We start from the raw sequence: 19,007 nt of genomic DNA, 5'->3' as shown, positions 1-19,007 counted from the left end.
ACATGACATTTTGTTTGAAAAGCAATAAGTGAGTAATGATGAAAATCCATACCACAGAGGCGCTCATGAAGGCTGAAATCAGCCGTAGAAGTCTGATGAAAACCTCCGCACTTGGCAGTCTCGCGCTGGCAAGCAGTGCTTTCACTCTGCCATTTTCCCAAATGGTCCGAGCGGCACAGGCACCGGTAGAAGAGAAAGCGGTCTGGAGTTCCTGCACCGTTAACTGCGGGAGCCGCTGTCTGTTACGTTTGCATGTGAAAGATGACACCGTGTACTGGGTGGAGTCTGATACGACAGGTGACGACGTCTACGGTAATCATCAGGTTCGAGCGTGTTTACGCGGACGCTCTATCCGCCGACGGATGAATCATCCTGATAGGTTGAAATATCCCATGAAGCGCGTCGGCAAGCGCGGTGAAGGTAAATTTGAACGGATAAGTTGGGACGAAGCCCTGGATACCATCAGTGATAATCTTCGGCGGATCCTTAAAGATTACGGCAATGAGGCTGTACATGTCCTGTACGGAACAGGCGTAGATGGCGGAAACATCACCAACTCGAACGTCCCGTACCGTCTGATGAACTCTTGCGGTGGTTTTCTCAGTCGCTATGGCAGCTACAGTACCGCTCAAATCAGTGCCGCAATGAGTTATATGTTCGGTGCCAATGATGGCAACAGCCCGGATGATATCGCCAATACGAAACTGGTCGTTATGTTCGGTAATAATCCGGCAGAAACGCGGATGAGCGGCGGTGGTGTCACTTACTACGTCGAGCAAGCCCGCGAACGTTCAAACGCACGCATGATCGTCATCGATCCACGTTATAACGACACAGCTGCCGGACGTGAAGATGAATGGCTGCCCATTCGCCCTGGCACTGATGGCGCACTGGCCTGTGCGATTGCCTGGGTACTGATTACTGAAAACATGGTCGATCAGCCATTTCTCGACAAATATTGTGTTGGTTACGATGAAAAAACGCTGCCCGCCAACGCACCACGTAACGCGCATTATAAAGCCTATATTCTGGGCGAAGGGCCTGACGGCATAGCTAAAACGCCGGAATGGGCAGCAAAAATCACCAGCATCCCGGCAGAAAAAATTATCCAGTTGGCACGAGAGATCGGTTCAGCAAAACCTGCTTATATTTGTCAGGGTTGGGGGCCACAACGACACTCCAACGGCGAGCAAACGTCCCGCGCTATTGCCATGCTTTCCGTTCTCACCGGTAACGTCGGCATAAACGGCGGCAACTCAGGTGTACGCGAAGGTAGCTGGGATCTGGGGGTAGAATGGTTCCCGATGCTCGAGAATCCTGTTAAAACGCAGATTTCCGTCTTTACATGGACAGATGCCATCGACCATGGTGCGGAAATGACCGCGACCCGTGATGGTGTTCGTGGAAAAGAAAAACTGGATGTCCCCATCAAGTTTTTATGGTGCTACGCCAGTAACACATTGATCAATCAACATGGCGACATCAATCACACCCATGAGGTGCTTCAGGATGACAGCAAGTGCGAGATGATTGTTGGCATTGACCACTTCATGACGGCCTCGGCTAAGTATTGCGATATCCTGTTGCCCGACCTGATGCCAACAGAGCAAGTAGACCTTATCTCTCATGAATCTGCAGGGAATATGGGCTATGTGATCCTCGCCCAACCCGCAACCTCAGCAAAATTTGAACGCAAACCCATCTACTGGATGCTGAGTGAAGTCGCCAAACGCTTAGGACCGGACGTTTATCAAACCTTTACTGAAGGTCGCAGTCAGCATGAATGGATCAAATATCTCCATGCGAAAACGAAGGAACGTAACCCTGAGATGCCCGACTACGAGGAGATGAAAACGACCGGGATCTTTAAGAAAAAATGCCCGGAAGAACACTACGTCGCTTTCCGCGCATTCCGTGAAGATCCACATGCAAACCCGTTGAAAACACCTTCTGGGAAAATCGAAATTTATTCTGAACGACTGGCGACGATTGCGGATACCTGGGAATTGAAAAAAGATGAAATTATTCATCCCCTTCCTGCGTATACCCCAGGTTTTGATGGCTGGGACGATCCCCTGCGGAAAACCTATCCACTGCAGTTAACAGGCTTCCACTACAAAGCGCGTACCCACTCCAGCTACGGCAATATTGATGTGTTACAGCAGGCCTGCCCACAAGAGGTGTGGATCAACCCCATTGATGCTCAGGCACGCGGTATCCGTCATGGCGATACCGTGAGAGTATTTAACAATAATGGAGAAATGTTGATTGCCGCAAAAGTGACTCCGCGTATTCTGCCTGGCGTTACCGCCATCGGGCAAGGTGCGTGGCTTAAAGCGGATATGTTTGGTGACCGGGTCGATCACGGCGGCAGTATCAATATTCTGACCTCTCACCGCCCTTCACCGCTGGCAAAGGGAAACCCGTCGCACAGCAATCTTGTCCAGATCGAAAAGGTTTAAGGAGTAGCCCATGACCACACAATATGGATTTTTTATCGATTCCAGCCGCTGTACTGGCTGTAAAACCTGCGAACTGGCGTGCAAAGATTTTAAAGATCTTGGCCCGGAAGTCAGTTTCCGCCGTATTTATGAATATGCTGGCGGCGACTGGCAGGAAGATAATGGCGTCTGGCACCAGAACGTGTTCGCTTATTATCTCTCCATCTCCTGTAACCATTGCGATGACCCCGCATGTACAAAAGTCTGCCCCAGCGGCGCAATGCATAAGCGTGAAGATGGCTTTGTGGTGGTTGATGAAGATGTTTGTATCGGCTGCCGCTACTGCCACATGGCTTGTCCGTACGGCGCGCCACAGTACAATGCTGAAAAAGGGCACATGACGAAGTGCGATGGTTGTTATTCGCGCGTCGCCGAGGGGAAACAACCCATATGTGTCGAATCCTGCCCGCTGCGTGCACTTGAGTTCGGTCCAATTGAAGAGCTGCGCCAGAAGCACGGCACTCTGGCTGCCGTCGCGCCACTGCCGCGCGCGCATTTCACAAAACCCAATATCGTTATCAAACCTAACGCCAACAGCCGCCCGACCGGCGATACCACTGGTTATCTGGCTAATCCGGAGGAAGTGTAAAATGGGAAATGGATGGCATGAATGGCCACTGGTTATCTTTACCGTATTGGGTCAATGCGTAGTAGGCGCGCTGATTGTTAGCGGAATTGGCTGGTTCGCCGCCAATAATGACGCAGACCGTCAGCGTATTGTCCGTGGCATGTTTTTCCTCTGGCTGTTGATGGGCATCGGGTTTATTGCCTCTGTCATGCACCTGGGATCGCCACTGCGAGCGTTTAACTCGCTGAATCGAATCGGAGCTTCTGGTCTGAGTAACGAGATTGCTGCCGGTTCCATATTTTTTGCCGTTGGCGGATTATGGTGGCTGGTGGCAGTCATCGGTAAAATGCCGCAAGCGTTGGGGAAACTCTGGTTACTTGTCAGCATGGCGCTCGGCGTCATTTTCGTCTGGATGATGACCTGCGTGTATCAAATCGACACAGTGCCAACCTGGCATAACGGTTACACTACGCTGGCTTTCTTCCTGACAGTATTGTTGAGCGGTCCAATACTTGCTGCCGCAATTCTGCGGGCAGCCCGCATTACATTTAATACCACACCCTTTGCCATCATTAGCGTTCTGGCGCTGATCGCTTGTGCCGGGGTGATTGTGCTGCAAGGTTTGTCTCTGGCGTCTATTCACTCATCCGTACAACAAGCCAGCGCACTGGTACCAGATTACGCCTCCTTACAGGTCTGGCGTGTGGTATTGTTATGCGCAGGTCTAGGATGCTGGCTTTGTCCGCTCATTCGTCGCCGTGAACCTCACGTTGCCGGACTTGTTCTGGGGCTAATCCTCATACTTGGCGGTGAGATGATCGGGCGTGTGCTCTTTTATGGCCTGCACATGACGGTAGGAATGGCTATTGCAGGTTAACAAATTGGTGCGGGGCAACCCGCACATTTCAGGATGTTAGGAATGACCCATTTTTCACAGCAAGATAATTTTTCTGTCGCGGCGCGCGTGTTGGGCGCGCTGTTTTATTACGCTCCAGAGAGTGCGGAAGCCGCACCTCTGGTTGCGGTACTCACCCGTGACGGCTGGGAAACTCAGTGGCCTCTACCAGAAGCGTCATTAGCGCCGCTGGTGACGGCTTTTCAGGCACAGAGTGAAGAGACTCGCGCCCAGGCCTGGCAGCGTTTGTTTGTCGGCCCGTGGGCACTGCCGTCTCCGCCGTGGGGATCGGTCTGGCTGGATCGCGAATCTGTGCTGTTTGGCGATTCAACATTGGCACTTCGTCAGTGGATGCGCGAGAAAGGCATTCAGTTTGAAATGCAGCAAAACGAACCGGAAGATCATTTTGGTTCACTGCTGTTGATGGCTGCGTGGTTGGCGGAGAATGGTCGCCAGACAGAATGCGAAGAATTGCTGGCATGGCACCTTTTTCCGTGGTCAACACGTTTTCTTGACGTTTTTATCGAAAAAGCAGAACACCCTTTCTACAGTGCACTGGGTGAACTGGCTCGCTTAACGCTGGCGCAATGGCAATCACAACTGTTAATTCCTGTCGCGGTTAAACCACTCTTTCGATAGGATCACCGTAATATTGCCGGATGGTGGCGATTACGCGCAATTCGGCAATAATAGGTTACAGTGTCACGTTTTTTATCTCTTAAAGCACGCACTGCTTTTGCGTCTGGCTTCTTTTGCCGCAAAATAGTCGCCCGTGTTTCATTGCCCATTTCTGCTCATGCATCATCTACACATCTATCCGGATCTGCGCACTATGTTCCGCCGTCTACTTATCGCAACAGTCGTCGGTATTCTCGCGGCCTTTGCCGTTGCCGGGTTTCGTCATGCGATGCTGCTACTGGAGTGGTTGTTCCTCAATAATGACTCCGGCAGTCTGGTCAATGCAGCTACAAATCTTTCCCCATGGCGACGGCTGCTAACTCCGGCGCTCGGCGGACTGGCGGCGGGTTTGTTGTTGATGGGCTGGCAGAAATTTACCCAGCAACGCCCTCATGCGCCGACCGATTACATGGAAGCGTTGCAAACCGAGGGTCAGTTTGATTACGCAGCAAGCCTGGTTAAATCGCTTGCCTCTCTGCTGGTAGTAACCAGCGGCAGTGCAATTGGTCGCGAAGGTGCGATGATTCTTTTAGCTGCCCTTGCCGCCTCCTGTTTTGCCCAACGTTTTACGCCACGCCAGGAGTGGAAATTATGGATCGCCTGTGGGGCCGCGGCGGGAATGGCTGCGGCCTATCGCGCCCCGCTTGCTGGCAGTTTATTTATAGCCGAAGTGCTGTTTGGCACTATGATGTTGGCCTCTCTCGGCCCGGTGATTATTTCCGCCGTCGTGGCGTTGCTGGTTAGCAATCTGATTAATCATAGCGACGCGTTACTCTACAGCGTACAACTCTCAATGACGGTTCAGGCTCGTGACTATGCGCTGATTATCAGTACAGGTGTGCTGGCAGGTCTGTGCGGACCACTGTTGTTAACGTTAATGAACGCCTGTCATCGTGGATTTGTAAGTCTCAAACTTGCGCCGCCCTGGCAACTGGCACTGGGCGGGTTGATCGTGGGTCTGCTTTCCCTGTTCACACCTGCAGTGTGGGGCAACGGCTATAGCACCGTACAATCCTTTTTAACCGCCCCGCCACTGTTAATGATCATTGCCGGGATCTTCCTCTGTAAACTGTTTGCCGTGCTGGCGAGTAGTGGTTCTGGCGCGCCCGGTGGTGTCTTTACACCGACGCTATTTATCGGTCTTGCCATTGGCATGTTGTATGGTCGTAGCCTGGGATTATGGTTCCCTGATGGCGAAGAAATTACGCTTTTACTCGGATTGACCGGGATGGCGACACTGTTGGCGGCAACCACGCACGCGCCGATTATGTCGACGTTGATGATATGTGAAATGACCGGGGAATATCAGCTACTCCCCGGTTTATTGATTGCCTGCGTAATTGCGTCGGTAATTTCGCGGACGTTACACCGTGACTCTATCTACCGCCAGCACACTGCGCAGCATAGCTAAGCGGATGTATTGCCCCAGTTCACGCTGTTCGGCGCGCGGCAGATAAGGCAGTTCACCAATGAGCGGTGCCGGAAGTTTTTTACCCAGCACATCAATGATTTCCGCATAATGCGCCAGTCCTGGATTGATTCGGTTAGCCACCCAGCCAATGAGCGGTAGCCCGTCGTTGGCGATCGCCTGAGCTGTTAGTAGTGCATGGTTAATGCAACCTTCCTGAATACCGACAACCATCAATACCGGCAGTTGTTCCTGCACCACCCATTCAGAGAGCGGACGCAAATCATTCATCAGACTGCGCCAGCCGCCAGTCCCTTCTACCACCACATGATCGACTTTATCGGTCAGGTTTGCCAGGCCGTTTGAAATGAGGGTGTAATTGATTGGGCAACTGTGCGCCACGCTACTTTCTTCTTCGCTTAACGCGATAGGATTAACTGCTTCATAAGGCAGTTCGATGGTTGAAACACTCTGCAACACCAGGGCATCTTTATTACGCAGCCCTTCGGGTGTCTCTTTGCTCCCCTTCGCTACGGGTTTATATCCCGCAACCGTTTTTCCCTGGGAGGCTAACGCTTGTAGCAATGCGCGGGAAACCACCGTTTTCCCTACAGAAGTGTCTGTACCGGTAATAAAGAAACGCTTCAGCATCACTAACTCCACCGTTATGCTTCACAAATATAAACCAGGAAAATAATTAACCTTGAAAGTCTAAGTTATGCTTTCCTGGCCCAAATTGAGATAGCGCAAATTTTGGTAGAACAGTTAAAAAATGTTAACCCTGCAACAGACGAATCAACAAAGAACCGTTATACATCGCGTCTTTTACCAGCGCAGCCCCTGCCATCGTGCCCTGGTTAGAAAACTGAGTACTCTCAACGCTAATGTGCTGACTATACGCAGGAAGGACCTGCTGACGGATGCTATCTGAGATGACCGGGAAGAGGATATCTGCCGCTTTACTTAACGGTGAGCCAATCAGTATTTTTTGTGGGTTAAATAAATTCACCATGATGGCAAGAATGCGCCCTACATGCGCGCCCACCCCGGTAATGATGTCTTTTGCCAGCAGATCGCCGCGCAATGCCGCCTGACACAATGAGTCCACGGTTAACGGTTGTCCATGTAACATCGAGCTCATGGATTGATTGAGACGCAGCTGTGCCAGCTCAAGAATACTGTCCACACTGGCGATGGTTTCGAGGCAGCCGTGATTCCCGCAATAACAGCGTTTCCCATACGGGTCGACCTGCGTGTGACCTATTTCCACGAGGCTACTGCTGCCTGCGTGTAGCAGATGACCATCGGTAATGACGCCCGCCCCCACGTTGTGATCGATAACCACCTGAATCACATCGCGCGCCCCGCGTGAGGCACCAAACAAGGCCTCAGCCATCGTCCATGCGCTGATATCATGCTGAATATAAACCGGTACGCCGGTATGCTGCTCCAGCGCCTCGCCGAGCGGCATCTCTTTTACATCCTCGTAGAACGGCATGCGATGTACAATACCATTTTCCGTATCAATAATTCCCGGCAAGGTAATGGCAATCGAAGTCAGACGCTCAAGTTTTTTCTGGTGGCGGATAAAAAACTGATCGATATGGGAAATGATACGATCCAGCAATGGTGAGTCATCTTTTAACGCCAGTTCCTGCGCCTCCTCCACCACCAGTTTGCTGCTCAGATCGCGCAGAGCAAGGAAAATCTCCCCGCGACTAATGCGCAGAGAAAGATAGTGCCAGGCTTCAGTTTCAACCACCAGCCCCACTGCCGGACGGCCACGGTTCCCCGCTTCTTTGATTTCCAGCTCTTGCACCAGGTGTGCTTCGAGCATCTCACGGACAATTTTAGTGATACTGGCAGGAGCCAGCTGCGCCAGACGGGAAAGATCGATACGCGAGACTGGACCAAGCTGATCAATCAGGCGATAAACCGCGCCCGCGTTGGTCTGCTTTATTTGATCAATGTGCCCAGGCTGATTTTCAGCAACCACCGCATACTCCCTATATTTTCGCGCTCCGAAATAATCTGTAGGCTATGGTGAAGCACTTCAATACGTGTCGTCAAATTTTTACTTAGGCATGTGATTAACAGCACATTTTTCGGGCTTTTTCGCTGAAATTTCCCTCACCTGAGAGCATTCAGCAGATGAATACGAAAGTTACGCGCAGCCGGACTTTGTTCATGATGTTTCGGCCAGACCAACCACATTTCAGAAACCGCATCCTCTTCAGCAATCGGCACCCAGCGCATTTCGTTGAGCTGAACACGTTTAAATGACGCAGGCAAAATTGAAACACCCAGACCGGCGGAAACCAGACCGATGATGGTCATTGCCTCACCCACCTCCTGAGTGATGACGGGCGTCAAATTGTAACGTCTCATCAGCCCGAGAATATCGTCATACAGCCCTGTCCCGACGTGCGGATCAAAAAAGACAAAGGGTTCTTTCGCCAGTTCAGCCAGCGTTACACTCGGGTTATTTGCCAGGGGATGATCGTGCGGGATCATCGCCATAAGCGGTTCATGGACGATGACTGCGTGTTCAAGCGTCTCCGGTAACGCTGTGTTACGCAGCAATCCCATATCCAGCGTTCCTTCAATGAGCGGAGCGATTTGCTCGCGAGTGTTCATTTCGCGGGTTTGTAAATGGACATCGGGATAATCACGGCGAAACAGCGATAACGTATCGGACACTGCCCGAATAAAAGGAGCGGACGAAGTAAAACCAATGCGCAACTCCCCCGCTTCGCCCTGATGCAGCCTTTCAGCGCGAGCGGCAGCATCATCCACCATAGACAGGATTTGCCGACTATCTACAAGAAACTGTTTTCCTGCTGCCGTCAGCAATACACTGCGATTGGTCCGTGCCAGCAGTCGGGCACCAATTTGTTGCTCCAGCGCCTGAATCTGTTGACTTAGCGGTGGTTGCGAAATATTCAGGCGGGCAGCGGCGCGCCCGAAATGCAGCTCTTCTGCAACCGCAACAAAGTAACGCAGATGACGAAGTTCAATATTCATATTTAAAACATCTTATTTGAGATTATTAATATATTAGACAGAACAATTCGATTTTCCTAATCTATTCATAAGCCTGATCCACAGGCATATTTAGCAAGGATTTCAAGTGAGCCGTACTACAACTGTTGATGGCGCTCCGGCAAGCGACACTGACAAGCAAAGCATTTCTCAGCCAAATCAATTTATTAAACGCGGTACGCCGCAATTTATGCGTGTCACCCTGGCGCTTTTCTCTGCCGGACTGGCAACCTTCGCACTTCTCTATTGTGTGCAACCTATCCTTCCGGTGCTTTCGCAGGAGTTTGGCTTAACGCCTGCTAACAGTAGTATTTCACTGTCCATTTCAACGGCGATGTTGGCTATCGGTTTGCTGTTTACTGGCCCGCTATCCGATGCCATTGGTCGCAAACCAGTGATGGTCACGGCGCTACTGTTGGCCTCCATTTGTACGTTACTTTCGACAATGATGACCAGCTGGCACGGCATTTTGATTATGCGCGCCTTGATTGGGCTTTCGTTAAGTGGCGTGGCAGCTGTTGGCATGACTTATCTTAGCGAGGAAATCCACCCCAGTTTCGTGGCCTTTTCGATGGGGTTGTATATCAGCGGCAACTCAATTGGCGGTATGAGCGGACGCTTAATTAGCGGTGTCTTCACGGACTTTTTCAACTGGCGAATTGCTTTGGCGGCAATCGGTTGTTTCGCGCTGGCCTCGGCGTTGATGTTCTGGAAAATCCTCCCGGAATCACGCCATTTTCGCCCGACTTCACTGCGCCCTAAGACGTTATTCATCAACTTTCGTCTGCACTGGCGTGACCGGGGATTACCGTTATTGTTCGCAGAAGGCTTTTTGCTGATGGGGTCGTTCGTCACGCTGTTTAATTACATCGGCTATCGGTTGATGCTCTCTCCCTGGCATGTCAGCCAGGCCGTGGTTGGCTTATTATCGCTGGCCTATTTGACCGGTACATGGAGCTCCCCCAAAGCCGGAACCATGACCACCCGCTATGGGCGCGGTCCGGTGATGTTGTTTTCGACGGGGGTTATGCTGTTTGGTTTACTGATGACCTTATTTAGCTCGCTGTGGCTGATCTTTGCCGGAATGTTACTCTTCTCAGCCGGATTCTTCGCAGCCCACTCAGTAGCCAGCAGCTGGATCGGCCCCCGCGCAAAACGCGCTAAAGGCCAGGCCTCCTCGCTGTATCTGTTCAGTTACTATCTGGGGTCGAGTATTGCCGGGACGCTGGGTGGTGTTTTCTGGCATAACTATGGCTGGAACGGCGTCGGCGCATTTATTGCTCTGATGCTGGTCATTGCTCTGCTGGTCGGGACGCGTTTGCATCGTCGTCTGCACGCCTGAAAAATAAGTCCGGACTGCGGTAAATACCCATCCGGACTTATTGCCTGCTCAAACCAACGTTAATAGCCATCCTAAAATAGACGAAGCGCCAGCCAATTCCCGCAGCGCATCTAGCGTCATCAGGATTATAAGTACCCAAATAAACGGATTCATTTTGCTGTGTGTCATTTATTACTGATGCGCAGTTATTCTACCGCTTTGTAAGTAGTAAAATAGTTAACCTGATCAAGACTACTATTATTGGTAGCTAAATTTCCCTTAAGTCACAATACGTTATTATCAACGCTGTAATTTATTCAGCGTTTGTACATATCGTTACACGCTGAAACCAACCACTCACGGAAGTCTGCCATTCCCAGGGATATAGTTATTTCAACGGCCCCGCAGTGGGGTTAAATGAAAAAACAAATTGAGGGTATGACAATGAAAAAAGTATTAGCTCTGGTTGTTGCCGCTGCTATGGGTCTGTCTTCTGCTGCCTTTGCTGCAGAGACTGCGACCACACCTGCTCCGACTGCGACGACCACCAAAGCAGCGCCGGCGAAAACCACACATCATAAAAAACAGCATAAAGCAGCACCTGCCCAGAAAGCGCAGGCGGCTAAAAAGCATCATAAAAATGCCAAAGCTGAACAGAAAGCTCCTGAACAAAAAGCGCAGGCAGCGAAGAAACACGCCAAGAAACACAGCCATCAGCAACCGGCAAAACCTGCTGCACAACCCGCAGCGTAAGTTATCAATAGTAATGCTGGCGCGCCCCCTCGCGCCTGAAAATTACGGTGCTAAGCGGGTAACGTTTAGCACCGCCTTTAGCGGAGGGTAGTATGGTGGGCCGTTATCGCTTTGAGTTCATTCTTATCATCCTTATTTTATGCGCACTGATTGCCGCCCGTTTTTATCTTTCCTGATCGTAGTTATCTGATTTTACTCCCACTTTCATCCCGTCCCGTCTATAGTATTTATGAGGGTTTGCTTTTAATAATCATAATTACCCACCAGAGTGTGATATGCGTACAACCATTGCTGTAGTGTTGGGTGCAATTAGTTTGACGTCTGCTTTTGTGTTTGCAGATAAACCAGACGTTGCCAAATCGGCAAACGATGAGGTCAGCACCCTGTTTTTTGGTCATGATGATCGTGTGCCAGTGAATGACACGACCCAATCACCGTGGGATGCGGTTGGCCAACTTGAAACGGCCAGCGGCAATTTATGTACGGCGACGCTGATTGCACCCAATCTGGCATTAACGGCAGGACACTGTTTATTGACGCCGCCAAAGGGTAAAGCCGATAAAGCGGTAGCGCTGCGTTTCGTGTCAAATAAAGGTCTTTGGCGCTATGAGATCCACGACATAGAAGGCCGCGTTGATCCGACACTGGGAAAGCGGTTAAAAGCAGATGGGGATGGTTGGATTGTTCCTCCCGCAGCTGCACCATGGGACTTCGGCTTGATAGTGCTGCGTAATCCCCCTTCTGGCATTACACCATTGCCGTTATTTGAGGGAGATAAAGCCGCGCTTACCGCCGCATTAAAAGCGGCAGGTCGTAAAGTGACTCAGGCGGGATACCCTGAAGATCATCTCGATACGTTGTACAGTCATCAAAACTGTGAAGTGACTGGCTGGGCGCAAACGTCGGTGATGTCGCATCAGTGCGATACCTTGCCGGGTGACAGCGGTTCGCCTCTGATGTTGCATACCGATGACGGCTGGCAATTAATTGGGGTGCAAAGTTCGGCTCCTGCCGCGAAAGATCGCTGGCGCGCCGATAACCGGGCCATTTCTGTTACCGGCTTTCGCGACAGGCTGGATCAACTGTCGCAAAAATAATGTTCAAACGCTGCCCGACTGTGCGGGCAGCGTGTTCATCAGGCAAGTTTCACCATGATCATTCCAGCCAACAGCAGCACCAGGCCAATCCAGCCTTTACGATTTAACCGTTGACCAAACAAGATCCAACCTGCGGCTAACGTGGCGGCAATACCAAATCCGCCCCACAATGCATAAGCGACAGACAAGTCGATCCCTTTAACGGCCTGAGAAAGCGCACTAAAGGCAGCCAGCACCGCCGCCAGAGAGAGCAAGCCAAATATTTTGCGACGAAAGCCGTCAGAAAATTTCAAAAAGACGTTAGCAACGATTTCCAGCACGATTGCCAATGCCAGCCAGGCGGCGTGAACCCATTCAAACTGCGCCATGGTTCACCTCCAGTTCAGGTTTACGCGCTTTACGGGTACCTGATTTGATCAACACAATCCCGGCCACCAGGGTGGTTAACCCGGCAATTTTCATCAGCGATAAACTTTCGTCGAATAACAAAACGCTAAACAAGGTAATAAATAAAATACCGATACCTTCCCACAGCGCATAAGCTACGCCTAAGGCGATTTTTTTAACGGCGAAAGAGAGAAATATATACGACAGAGAAATCATCACCAGCATTAAAATAAAGCCGCCATTTCCCTCACTGACGCTCGCCCATTTCATAGACAGCGTACCGGTAATTTCTGTAGCAATAGCCAGACCTAATAAAATCCAATAAATATACATTGTCCTTCTCCTGCAAGAGAATTATTTTAATTTTCGCTTAATTCAGCGAAACCAAAGTAAAGTGGTCAAGCCCCGCGCATAGCGCAAGCTTTGGCAGAAGAAAGGACTAAAGCGCGTTGCGCCAGTGCTGCTCACCTACGAGCAAGATAGTGGATGAGGTACGAAGATGGGTAAATGTAGAAAATAACGTCCTGAACAAATTGTCCATAATATTACAATTATCCGCAGTGTTGCTTCTCGTCATCGCGGATGATAATTGTCCTCGGTAGTTGAACACGCCTGATTTGTATCATAGCTTAAGAATTAACTCAAAATATTTTCACTTCTTTACCTGAGCGGTTTGATTTTCGTTATGATGACGGAGCGAAAAAGACATTATTATTAGCAAAGGAAGAAAAAACGGGGACAAGCATGGCAAAGCCGATCATCACGCTCAATGGCCTAAAAATCGTCATTATGTTGGGAATGCTGGTCATTATTCTCTGCGGTATCCGTTTTGCCGCCGAGATCATCGTGCCGTTTATTCTCGCATTATTTATTGCTGTTATTCTTAACCCGCTGGTGCAACACATGGTCCGCTGGCGAGTGCCGCGTGTACTGGCGGTGTCGATTTTGATGACCATCATCGTGATGGCGATGGTGTTGCTGTTAGCTTATCTGGGTTCCGCACTCAACGAGTTGACGCGGACGTTACCGCAATATCGCAACTCTATTATGACGCCGCTGCAAGCGATTGAACCGTTGTTGCAACGCGTAGGGATTGATGTCTCAGTTGACCAACTGGCGCATTACATTGATCCGAACGCGGCGATGACGTTGCTCACCAACTTATTGACGCAGTTATCTAATGCCATGTCATCAATATTTTTATTGCTGCTGACGGTGCTGTTTATGCTGCTCGAAGTGCCACAATTGCCCGGAAAATTTCAGCAAATGATGGCGCGTCCGGTTGAAGGGATGGCGGCGATTCAGCGTGCGATTGACAGTGTTTCTCATTATCTGGTGCTGAAAACAGCCATCAGCATCATCACCGGCCTGGTCGCCTGGGCGATGCTCGCCGCACTCGATGTTCGCTTCGCTTTTGTCTGGGGATTGCTGGCCTTTGCGCTTAATTACATCCCGAATATTGGTTCAGTTCTCGCGGCAATCCCCCCTATCGCTCAGGTATTGGTGTTTAATGGCTTCTACGAAGCGTTGCTGGTGCTGGCGGGATATCTGCTGATTAATCTGGTCTTCGGCAATATTCTGGAGCCGCGCATCATGGGGCGTGGGCTGGGGCTTTCCACATTGGTGGTATTTCTCTCGTTGATTTTTTGGGGATGGTTGTTAGGACCGGTGGGTATGCTGCTTTCCGTGCCGTTGACAATTATTGTCAAAATTGCGCTTGAACAAACCGCGGGAGGTCAAAGCATCGCCGTTCTGTTAAGCGATCTCAATAAAGAGTGACGGCCTCCGCAGAGGCCGTCAGGGTTACAGAGCTTTCAGGATTGCATCCACGCTGGCTTTGGCGTCACCAAACAGCATGTGGGTGTTTTCCTTGAAGAACAGCGGGTTTTGCACACCAGCATAGCCAGTGTTCATCGAACGTTTAAAGACAATCACGTTCTGCGCTTTCCACACTTCCAGCACAGGCATACCAGCAATCGGACTCTTCGGATCATCCTGCGCCGCCGGGTTAACCGTATCGTTAGCACCAATCACCAGTACGGTATCGGTATCAGCAAAGTCATCGTTGATCTCGTCCATTTCCAGCACGATGTCATACGGTACTTTTGCTTCAGCCAGCAATACGTTCATATGTCCAGGCAAACGCCCCGCAACCGGGTGGATACCGAAACGCACGTTGATACCACGAGCGCGCAGTTTCTCGGTAATTTCAGCGACAGGATATTGCGCCTGCGCGACTGCCATGCCGTACCCCGGAGTAATGATCACTGAATGGGAGTTTTTCAGCAGTTCCGCTGTCTCTTCTGCGGTGATTTCGCGGTGCTCGCCCACTTCCTGATCATCGCCAGTAGAAGAGCCGTCGGTGCCGAAACCACCCGCAATAACGCTGATAAAGGAACGGTTCATCGCCTTACACATAATGTAAGAAAGGATAGCGCCCGAAGAACCGACCAGCGCACCGGTCACAATCAGCAGGTCGTTGCTGAGCATAAAGCCCGCAGCCGCGGCCGCCCAGCCGGAGTACGAGTTCAGCATCGACACCACCACTGGCATATCTGCACCACCGATGGAGGCGACTAAATGCCAGCCGAATACCAGCGCAATGGCGGTCATTATCAGCAATGCCAGCACTTGCAGGCCGACGCTGTCCGTGCGAACAAATACAATCAGCAGCAGGAAGGAAACGACCAGAGCCGCCAGGTTCATTTTGTGACGATTTGGCAGCATCAACGGTTTAGACGAAATCTTGCCACACAGTTTGCCGAACGCCACCACCGACCCCGTGAACGTTACCGCCCCGATGAAGATACCGAGGAACACTTCCGTCAGGTGAATATTGACCAGAATCGGTGCCATTCCCGCGTCATGATGCAGATAGCTGTTAAAGCCAACCAGCACTGCCGCCAGACCCACGAAGCTATGCAGGATCGCCACCAGTTCTGGCATTTCGGTCATTTCAACTTTCTTCGCCAGCCGGATACCAATTGCCCCACCAATGACCATCGCCAGCAAGATCCAGCCAACATTACCCGTATCCGGTCCAAAAATGGTTGCGATTAACGCAATCGCCATCCCGGCGATACCGAAGTTGTTACCCTGGCGAGACGTTTCATGTTTCGAAAGCCCGGCCAGACTGAAGATAAACAGGATCGCGGCAACAATGTATGCAGCTGTAACTAATCCTCCAGACATATGTTACCCCTTAATTTTTGCGGAACATTTTCAGCATGCGCTGAGTCACGGTGAAGCCACCGAAAATATTAATGCTGGCTATAAGCACCGCGATAAAACTAAGGAAGCTAACCCAGCCGCCCTGGCCAATCTGCAACAGTGCTCCGACAACAATAATCCCTGAAATCGCGTTGGTGACCGACATCAACGGTGTATGCAGCGCGTGCGATACATTCCACACCACGTAATAACCGACAACACAGGCCAGCGCAAAAACGGTGAAGTGCCCAAGAAACTCTTTCGGCGCAACGCTTGCCAACCAGCCGAAAAGGATGATTGCCAGCGCCATCAACGCGTATTTACGCCACGGTGAGCAGGCACATTTTTCCTCAGTTTTCACTTCCGGTGCCGCTTTTTGTGCCGCCTGCGGCTGAGCTGATACCTGAATCGGCGGTGCCGGCCAGGTAATTTCGCCCGCACGGATCACGGTCACGCCGCGAATCACCACATCATCAAAATCAACAGTGATGTTGCCGTCTTTCTCTTTGCACAACAGTTTCAGCAGATTAACGAGGTTAGTGCCGTAAAGCTGTGAGGATTGCGTCGGCAGACGGCCCGGAAGATCGGTATAACCAATCACTTTGACACCATTTTCCGTAGTGAAGATTTCACCCGGCACGGTGTATTCACAGTTACCGCCGTTTTGGGCTGCCAGGTCGACAATCACACTACCCGCCTTCATGGAGTCAACCATTTCACGGGTAATTAGCTTCGGCGCTGGTTTGCCTGGAATAAGCGCGGTGGTGACAATGATATCGACCTCTTTTGCCTGGGCGGCAAAGAGTTCCATTTCCGCTTTGATGAACGCGTCCGACATCACTTTGGCATAGCCATCGCCGCTGCCCGCTTCCTCTTTAAAATCCAGCTCGAGGAATTCCGCGCCCATACTTTGAACTTGTTCTTTCACTTCCGGGCGGGTGTCGAATGCACGCACAATCGCGCCGAGACTGTTTGCTGCGCCAATGGCGGCCAGACCTGCAACACCCGCACCAATCACCATCACTTTTGCCGGTGGCACTTTCCCGGCCGCAGTAATTTGCCCGGTAAAGAAGCGCCCAAATTCATGTGCCGCTTCAACAATGGCGCGATAACCGGCGATGTTCGCCATCGAGCTTAGTGCGTCCAGCGATTGTGCGCGTGAGATACGCGGCACAGAGTCCATCGCCATCACGGTCACGTTACGTTCCGCAAGTTTTTGCATTAATTCCGGATTCTGCGCAGGCCAGATAAAACTCACCAGCGTTGTCCCAGGATTCAGTAACGCAATTTCATCATCTAACGGCGCATTGACCTTCAGAATGATCTCTGACTGCCAGACGCTATTCCCTTCTACAATTTCAGCGCCCGCTTGCACAAACGCTTTATCGTCAAAACTTGCCAGTTGACCCGCGCCGCTCTCTACCGCGACGGTAAAACCCAGTTTCAGCAGCTGTTCCACTGTTTTTGGCGTTGCTGCAACACGGGTTTCATTGGTTAACCGTTCTCTTGGTATGCCAATTCGCATGATATTCCCTTCCATCGGTTTTATTGATGATGGTTTGCCTGTGTCAGGAGCCACACAAGCCGCTCATGTACGAGCTAAATGTTACTCCGTTAAAATAAATTAGTAACAAACGCCCTATAACGTACTGAAAATTATGCCTGTGATCTAGCGCCAAAAATCAGTATTTCGGCGTGAACTCGCAAAATATTAACGATTCAGCCGTGATAGTGGGATAAACACCTTAGAACGCCGGATAAAGACTGATAATTGTCTTCGACGGTCGGGTAAAACGTGATATCGCCCCGGCACGAATCACTACTTAACATTAAATTAACTTATACAATTCAGTTGCTTCAGTAGTATTGATGCTGATACGGCTGTTTTTTAAGCATAGACGGTCATTTGAGCAGGATTAAAATTGGCTTAAGGAATGTGATATGAAAAATGACGCAGACAGTTACACCGTTTAAATGCAATAATCAGCCACGTTTCTCGTTAATAACAATACCAGTACCTGGTTTGCGCAAGGCGAAGGATTATTTTTATGAAGCTTAAGAACACCCTCCTGGCGTCGGCACTGCTTTCTGCTACGGCATTCTCCGTTAACGCAGCAACAGAACTGACACCGGAGCAAGCGGCAGCGGTTAAACCTTTTGACCGTGTAGTGGTTACCGGTCGTTTTAATGCTATTGGCGAAGCGGTGAAAGCCGTTTCTCGTCGCGCAGATAAAGAAGGTGCCGCCTCTTTTTATGTTGTCGACACTTCTGATTTTGGTAACAGCGGTAACTGGCGTGTGGTCGCTGACCTCTATAAAGCCGATGCTGAAAAAGCAGAAGAAACAAGTAATCGCGTAATTAACGGAGTTGTCGAACTGCCGAAAGATCAGGCCGTTCTGATTGAACCGTTTGACACGGTCACCGTCCAGGGCTTTTATCGTAGCCAGCCAGAAGTCAATGATGCCATCACCAAAGCGGCAAAAGCGAAAGGTGCCTACTCTTTCTACATCGTTCGTCAAATCGATGCCAACCAGGGCGGCAACCAGCGTATTACTGCATTCATCTATAAAAAAGATGCTAAGAAACGTATCGTCCAGAGCCCGGATGTGATCCCGGCAGATTCCGAAGCAGGACGTGCAGCTCTGGCTGCCGGTGGCGAAGCCGCGAAGAAAGTTGAGATCCCGGGTGTTGCGACTACCGCATCACCAAGTTCTGAAGTCGGTCGCTTCTTTGAAACCCAGTCATCAAAAGGCGGGCGTTACACCGTCACGCTCCCGGATGGCACTAAAGTCGAAGAACTGAACAAAGCGACCGCAGCGATGATGGTCCCGTTCGACAGCATCAAATTCTCTGGCAACTACGGCAACATGACCGAAGTCTCCTATCAGGTTGCGAAACGTGCCGCGAAGAAAGGTGCTAAGTATTACCACATCACCCGCCAGTGGCAGGAACGTGGTAATAACCTGACCGTCAGCGCAGATCTGTATAAATAACTATTCAGTTACTCCTATAAGGCGGCTTGATGCCGCCTTTCGCATTTTTAGTCACAAATTTCCCCGCGACCATTGCATGCAGACACATCTCTTCGTAAAATCCCGCGCTTCAGTGGCAAACTCCATTTTTATGCGTTTTGCCCTAATATTTATT

The 19,007-nt window shown here is 50.7% G+C and carries 20 protein-coding genes; 11 read left to right on the top strand and 9 right to left on the bottom strand.

Annotated features, from left to right (window positions below):
- The first annotated feature begins 38 nt into the window (after positions 1 to 38).
- The 5 genes from ynfF (at position 39) to clcB (ending at position 6,053) form a co-directional block, all read left to right on the top strand.
- Entirely contained in the window at positions 39 to 2,462 is a 2,424-nt protein-coding gene (gene ynfF / locus ACK8NJ_RS11315; protein ID WP_411962527.1) for a selenate/tellurate reductase subunit YnfF, read from the top strand.
- A 10-nt stretch (positions 2,463 to 2,472) separates the two neighbouring features.
- Positions 2,473 to 3,090 carry a DMSO reductase like molybdoenzyme iron-sulfur subunit YnfG gene (gene ynfG / locus ACK8NJ_RS11310; protein ID WP_000213028.1) on the top strand — a complete coding sequence of 206 codons (618 nt, stop codon included), beginning with the start codon at positions 2,473 to 2,475 and terminating at the stop codon, positions 3,088 to 3,090.
- A 1-nt stretch (position 3,091) separates the two neighbouring features.
- Positions 3,092 to 3,946 carry a selenate reductase membrane anchor subunit YnfH gene (gene ynfH, locus ACK8NJ_RS11305; protein ID WP_000526517.1) on the top strand — a complete coding sequence of 285 codons (855 nt, stop codon included), beginning with the start codon at positions 3,092 to 3,094 and terminating at the stop codon, positions 3,944 to 3,946.
- Positions 3,947 to 3,988: 42 nt separating this feature from the next.
- Positions 3,989 to 4,603, top strand: a complete 615-nt coding sequence (dmsD, locus tag ACK8NJ_RS11300; RefSeq protein WP_411962466.1) for a Tat proofreading chaperone DmsD — start codon at positions 3,989 to 3,991, stop codon at positions 4,601 to 4,603.
- Positions 4,604 to 4,760: 157 nt separating this feature from the next.
- Positions 4,761 to 6,053: a voltage-gated ClC-type chloride channel ClcB gene (gene clcB, locus ACK8NJ_RS11295; RefSeq protein ID WP_097336544.1), complete on the top strand. Its 1,293-nt coding sequence runs from the start codon at positions 4,761 to 4,763 to the stop codon at positions 6,051 to 6,053.
- On the opposite strand, the gene bioD is transcribed toward clcB, so the two are convergent.
- The 3 genes from bioD to ACK8NJ_RS11280 form a co-directional block, all read right to left on the bottom strand.
- On the bottom strand, positions 6,006 to 6,701 hold the full coding sequence (gene bioD, locus ACK8NJ_RS11290) for a dethiobiotin synthase (protein ID WP_000919226.1): 696 nt from the start codon (positions 6,699 to 6,701) through the stop codon (positions 6,006 to 6,008). The genes clcB and bioD overlap by 48 nt on opposite strands.
- A 124-nt stretch (positions 6,702 to 6,825) precedes the next feature.
- Entirely contained in the window at positions 6,826 to 8,046 is a 1,221-nt protein-coding gene (gene mlc, locus ACK8NJ_RS11285) for a sugar metabolism global transcriptional regulator Mlc (protein WP_411962464.1), read from the bottom strand.
- A gap of 134 nt (positions 8,047 to 8,180) precedes the next feature.
- Positions 8,181 to 9,074 carry a LysR family transcriptional regulator gene (locus tag ACK8NJ_RS11280; RefSeq protein ID WP_001019558.1) on the bottom strand — a complete coding sequence of 298 codons (894 nt, stop codon included), beginning with the start codon at positions 9,072 to 9,074 and terminating at the stop codon, positions 8,181 to 8,183.
- A gap of 106 nt (positions 9,075 to 9,180) precedes the next feature.
- On the opposite strand from ACK8NJ_RS11280, the gene ACK8NJ_RS11275 reads away from it, so the two are divergent.
- Entirely contained in the window at positions 9,181 to 10,434 is a 1,254-nt protein-coding gene (locus ACK8NJ_RS11275) for an MFS transporter (RefSeq protein WP_000091840.1), read from the top strand.
- Positions 10,435 to 10,482: 48 nt separating this feature from the next.
- Here ACK8NJ_RS11275 and ACK8NJ_RS11270 read toward each other — a convergent pair whose 3' ends face one another.
- Positions 10,483 to 10,554, bottom strand: coding sequence for a hypothetical protein (locus tag ACK8NJ_RS11270; protein WP_211114082.1), 72 nt, complete (start codon positions 10,552 to 10,554; stop codon positions 10,483 to 10,485).
- A 303-nt stretch (positions 10,555 to 10,857) separates the two neighbouring features.
- On the opposite strand from ACK8NJ_RS11270, the gene asr reads away from it, so the two are divergent.
- From asr to ACK8NJ_RS11255, 3 genes are all read left to right on the top strand, one after another.
- The gene (asr, locus tag ACK8NJ_RS11265) at positions 10,858 to 11,166 is read left to right on the top strand and encodes an acid resistance repetitive basic protein Asr (protein WP_001362115.1); all 309 of its coding nucleotides are present in this window, start codon (positions 10,858 to 10,860) and stop codon (positions 11,164 to 11,166) included.
- Between the two features lie 92 nt (positions 11,167 to 11,258).
- Complete coding sequence (locus ACK8NJ_RS11260; protein WP_000233090.1) at positions 11,259 to 11,342, top strand: hypothetical protein; 84 nt, start codon at positions 11,259 to 11,261, stop codon at positions 11,340 to 11,342.
- A 99-nt stretch (positions 11,343 to 11,441) separates the two neighbouring features.
- Positions 11,442 to 12,263 (top strand): trypsin-like serine peptidase, encoded by an 822-nt coding sequence (locus ACK8NJ_RS11255; RefSeq protein ID WP_001260850.1) that lies wholly within the window; start codon positions 11,442 to 11,444, stop codon positions 12,261 to 12,263.
- 38 nt (positions 12,264 to 12,301) lie between these two features.
- Here the strand turns inward: ACK8NJ_RS11255 and mdtI are convergent, their stop codons facing one another.
- The 3 genes from mdtI to ACK8NJ_RS23870 form a co-directional block, all read right to left on the bottom strand.
- A complete protein-coding gene (gene mdtI, locus ACK8NJ_RS11250; protein ID WP_000046661.1) occupies positions 12,302 to 12,631 on the bottom strand; it encodes a multidrug/spermidine efflux SMR transporter subunit MdtI in 330 nt (109 codons plus the stop codon).
- Entirely contained in the window at positions 12,618 to 12,983 is a 366-nt protein-coding gene (gene mdtJ, locus ACK8NJ_RS11245) for a multidrug/spermidine efflux SMR transporter subunit MdtJ (protein ID WP_000276149.1), read from the bottom strand. Before mdtJ ends, mdtI begins: the two co-directional genes overlap by 14 nt.
- 106 nt (positions 12,984 to 13,089) lie before the next feature.
- Complete coding sequence (locus ACK8NJ_RS23870; protein WP_001303517.1) at positions 13,090 to 13,260, bottom strand: hypothetical protein; 171 nt, start codon at positions 13,258 to 13,260, stop codon at positions 13,090 to 13,092.
- 134 nt (positions 13,261 to 13,394) lie between these two features.
- Between ACK8NJ_RS23870 and tqsA the strand changes: the two genes are divergently transcribed.
- Positions 13,395 to 14,429: an AI-2 transporter TqsA gene (gene tqsA, locus ACK8NJ_RS11240; protein ID WP_001118215.1), complete on the top strand. Its 1,035-nt coding sequence runs from the start codon at positions 13,395 to 13,397 to the stop codon at positions 14,427 to 14,429.
- Between the two features lie 24 nt (positions 14,430 to 14,453).
- Here tqsA and pntB read toward each other — a convergent pair whose 3' ends face one another.
- Positions 14,454 to 15,842 (bottom strand): Re/Si-specific NAD(P)(+) transhydrogenase subunit beta, encoded by a 1,389-nt coding sequence (pntB, locus tag ACK8NJ_RS11235; protein ID WP_000014036.1) that lies wholly within the window; start codon positions 15,840 to 15,842, stop codon positions 14,454 to 14,456.
- Between the two features lie 10 nt (positions 15,843 to 15,852).
- Positions 15,853 to 17,385 (bottom strand): Re/Si-specific NAD(P)(+) transhydrogenase subunit alpha, encoded by a 1,533-nt coding sequence (gene pntA, locus ACK8NJ_RS11230; RefSeq protein WP_001295398.1) that lies wholly within the window; start codon positions 17,383 to 17,385, stop codon positions 15,853 to 15,855.
- 523 nt (positions 17,386 to 17,908) lie between these two features.
- Between pntA and ydgH the strand changes: the two genes are divergently transcribed.
- Positions 17,909 to 18,853 (top strand): DUF1471 family protein YdgH, encoded by a 945-nt coding sequence (gene ydgH, locus ACK8NJ_RS11225; protein WP_000769322.1) that lies wholly within the window; start codon positions 17,909 to 17,911, stop codon positions 18,851 to 18,853.
- The last annotated feature ends 154 nt before the right edge of the window (positions 18,854 to 19,007 follow it).

The sequence above is a fragment of the Escherichia sp. F1 genome, from assembly GCF_046764225.1.
Lineage (GTDB): Bacteria > Pseudomonadota > Gammaproteobacteria > Enterobacterales > Enterobacteriaceae > Escherichia > Escherichia coli.
The sequence above is the reverse complement of the archived record's forward strand: the minus strand, read 5'-3'. Positions and strand labels throughout refer to the sequence as shown.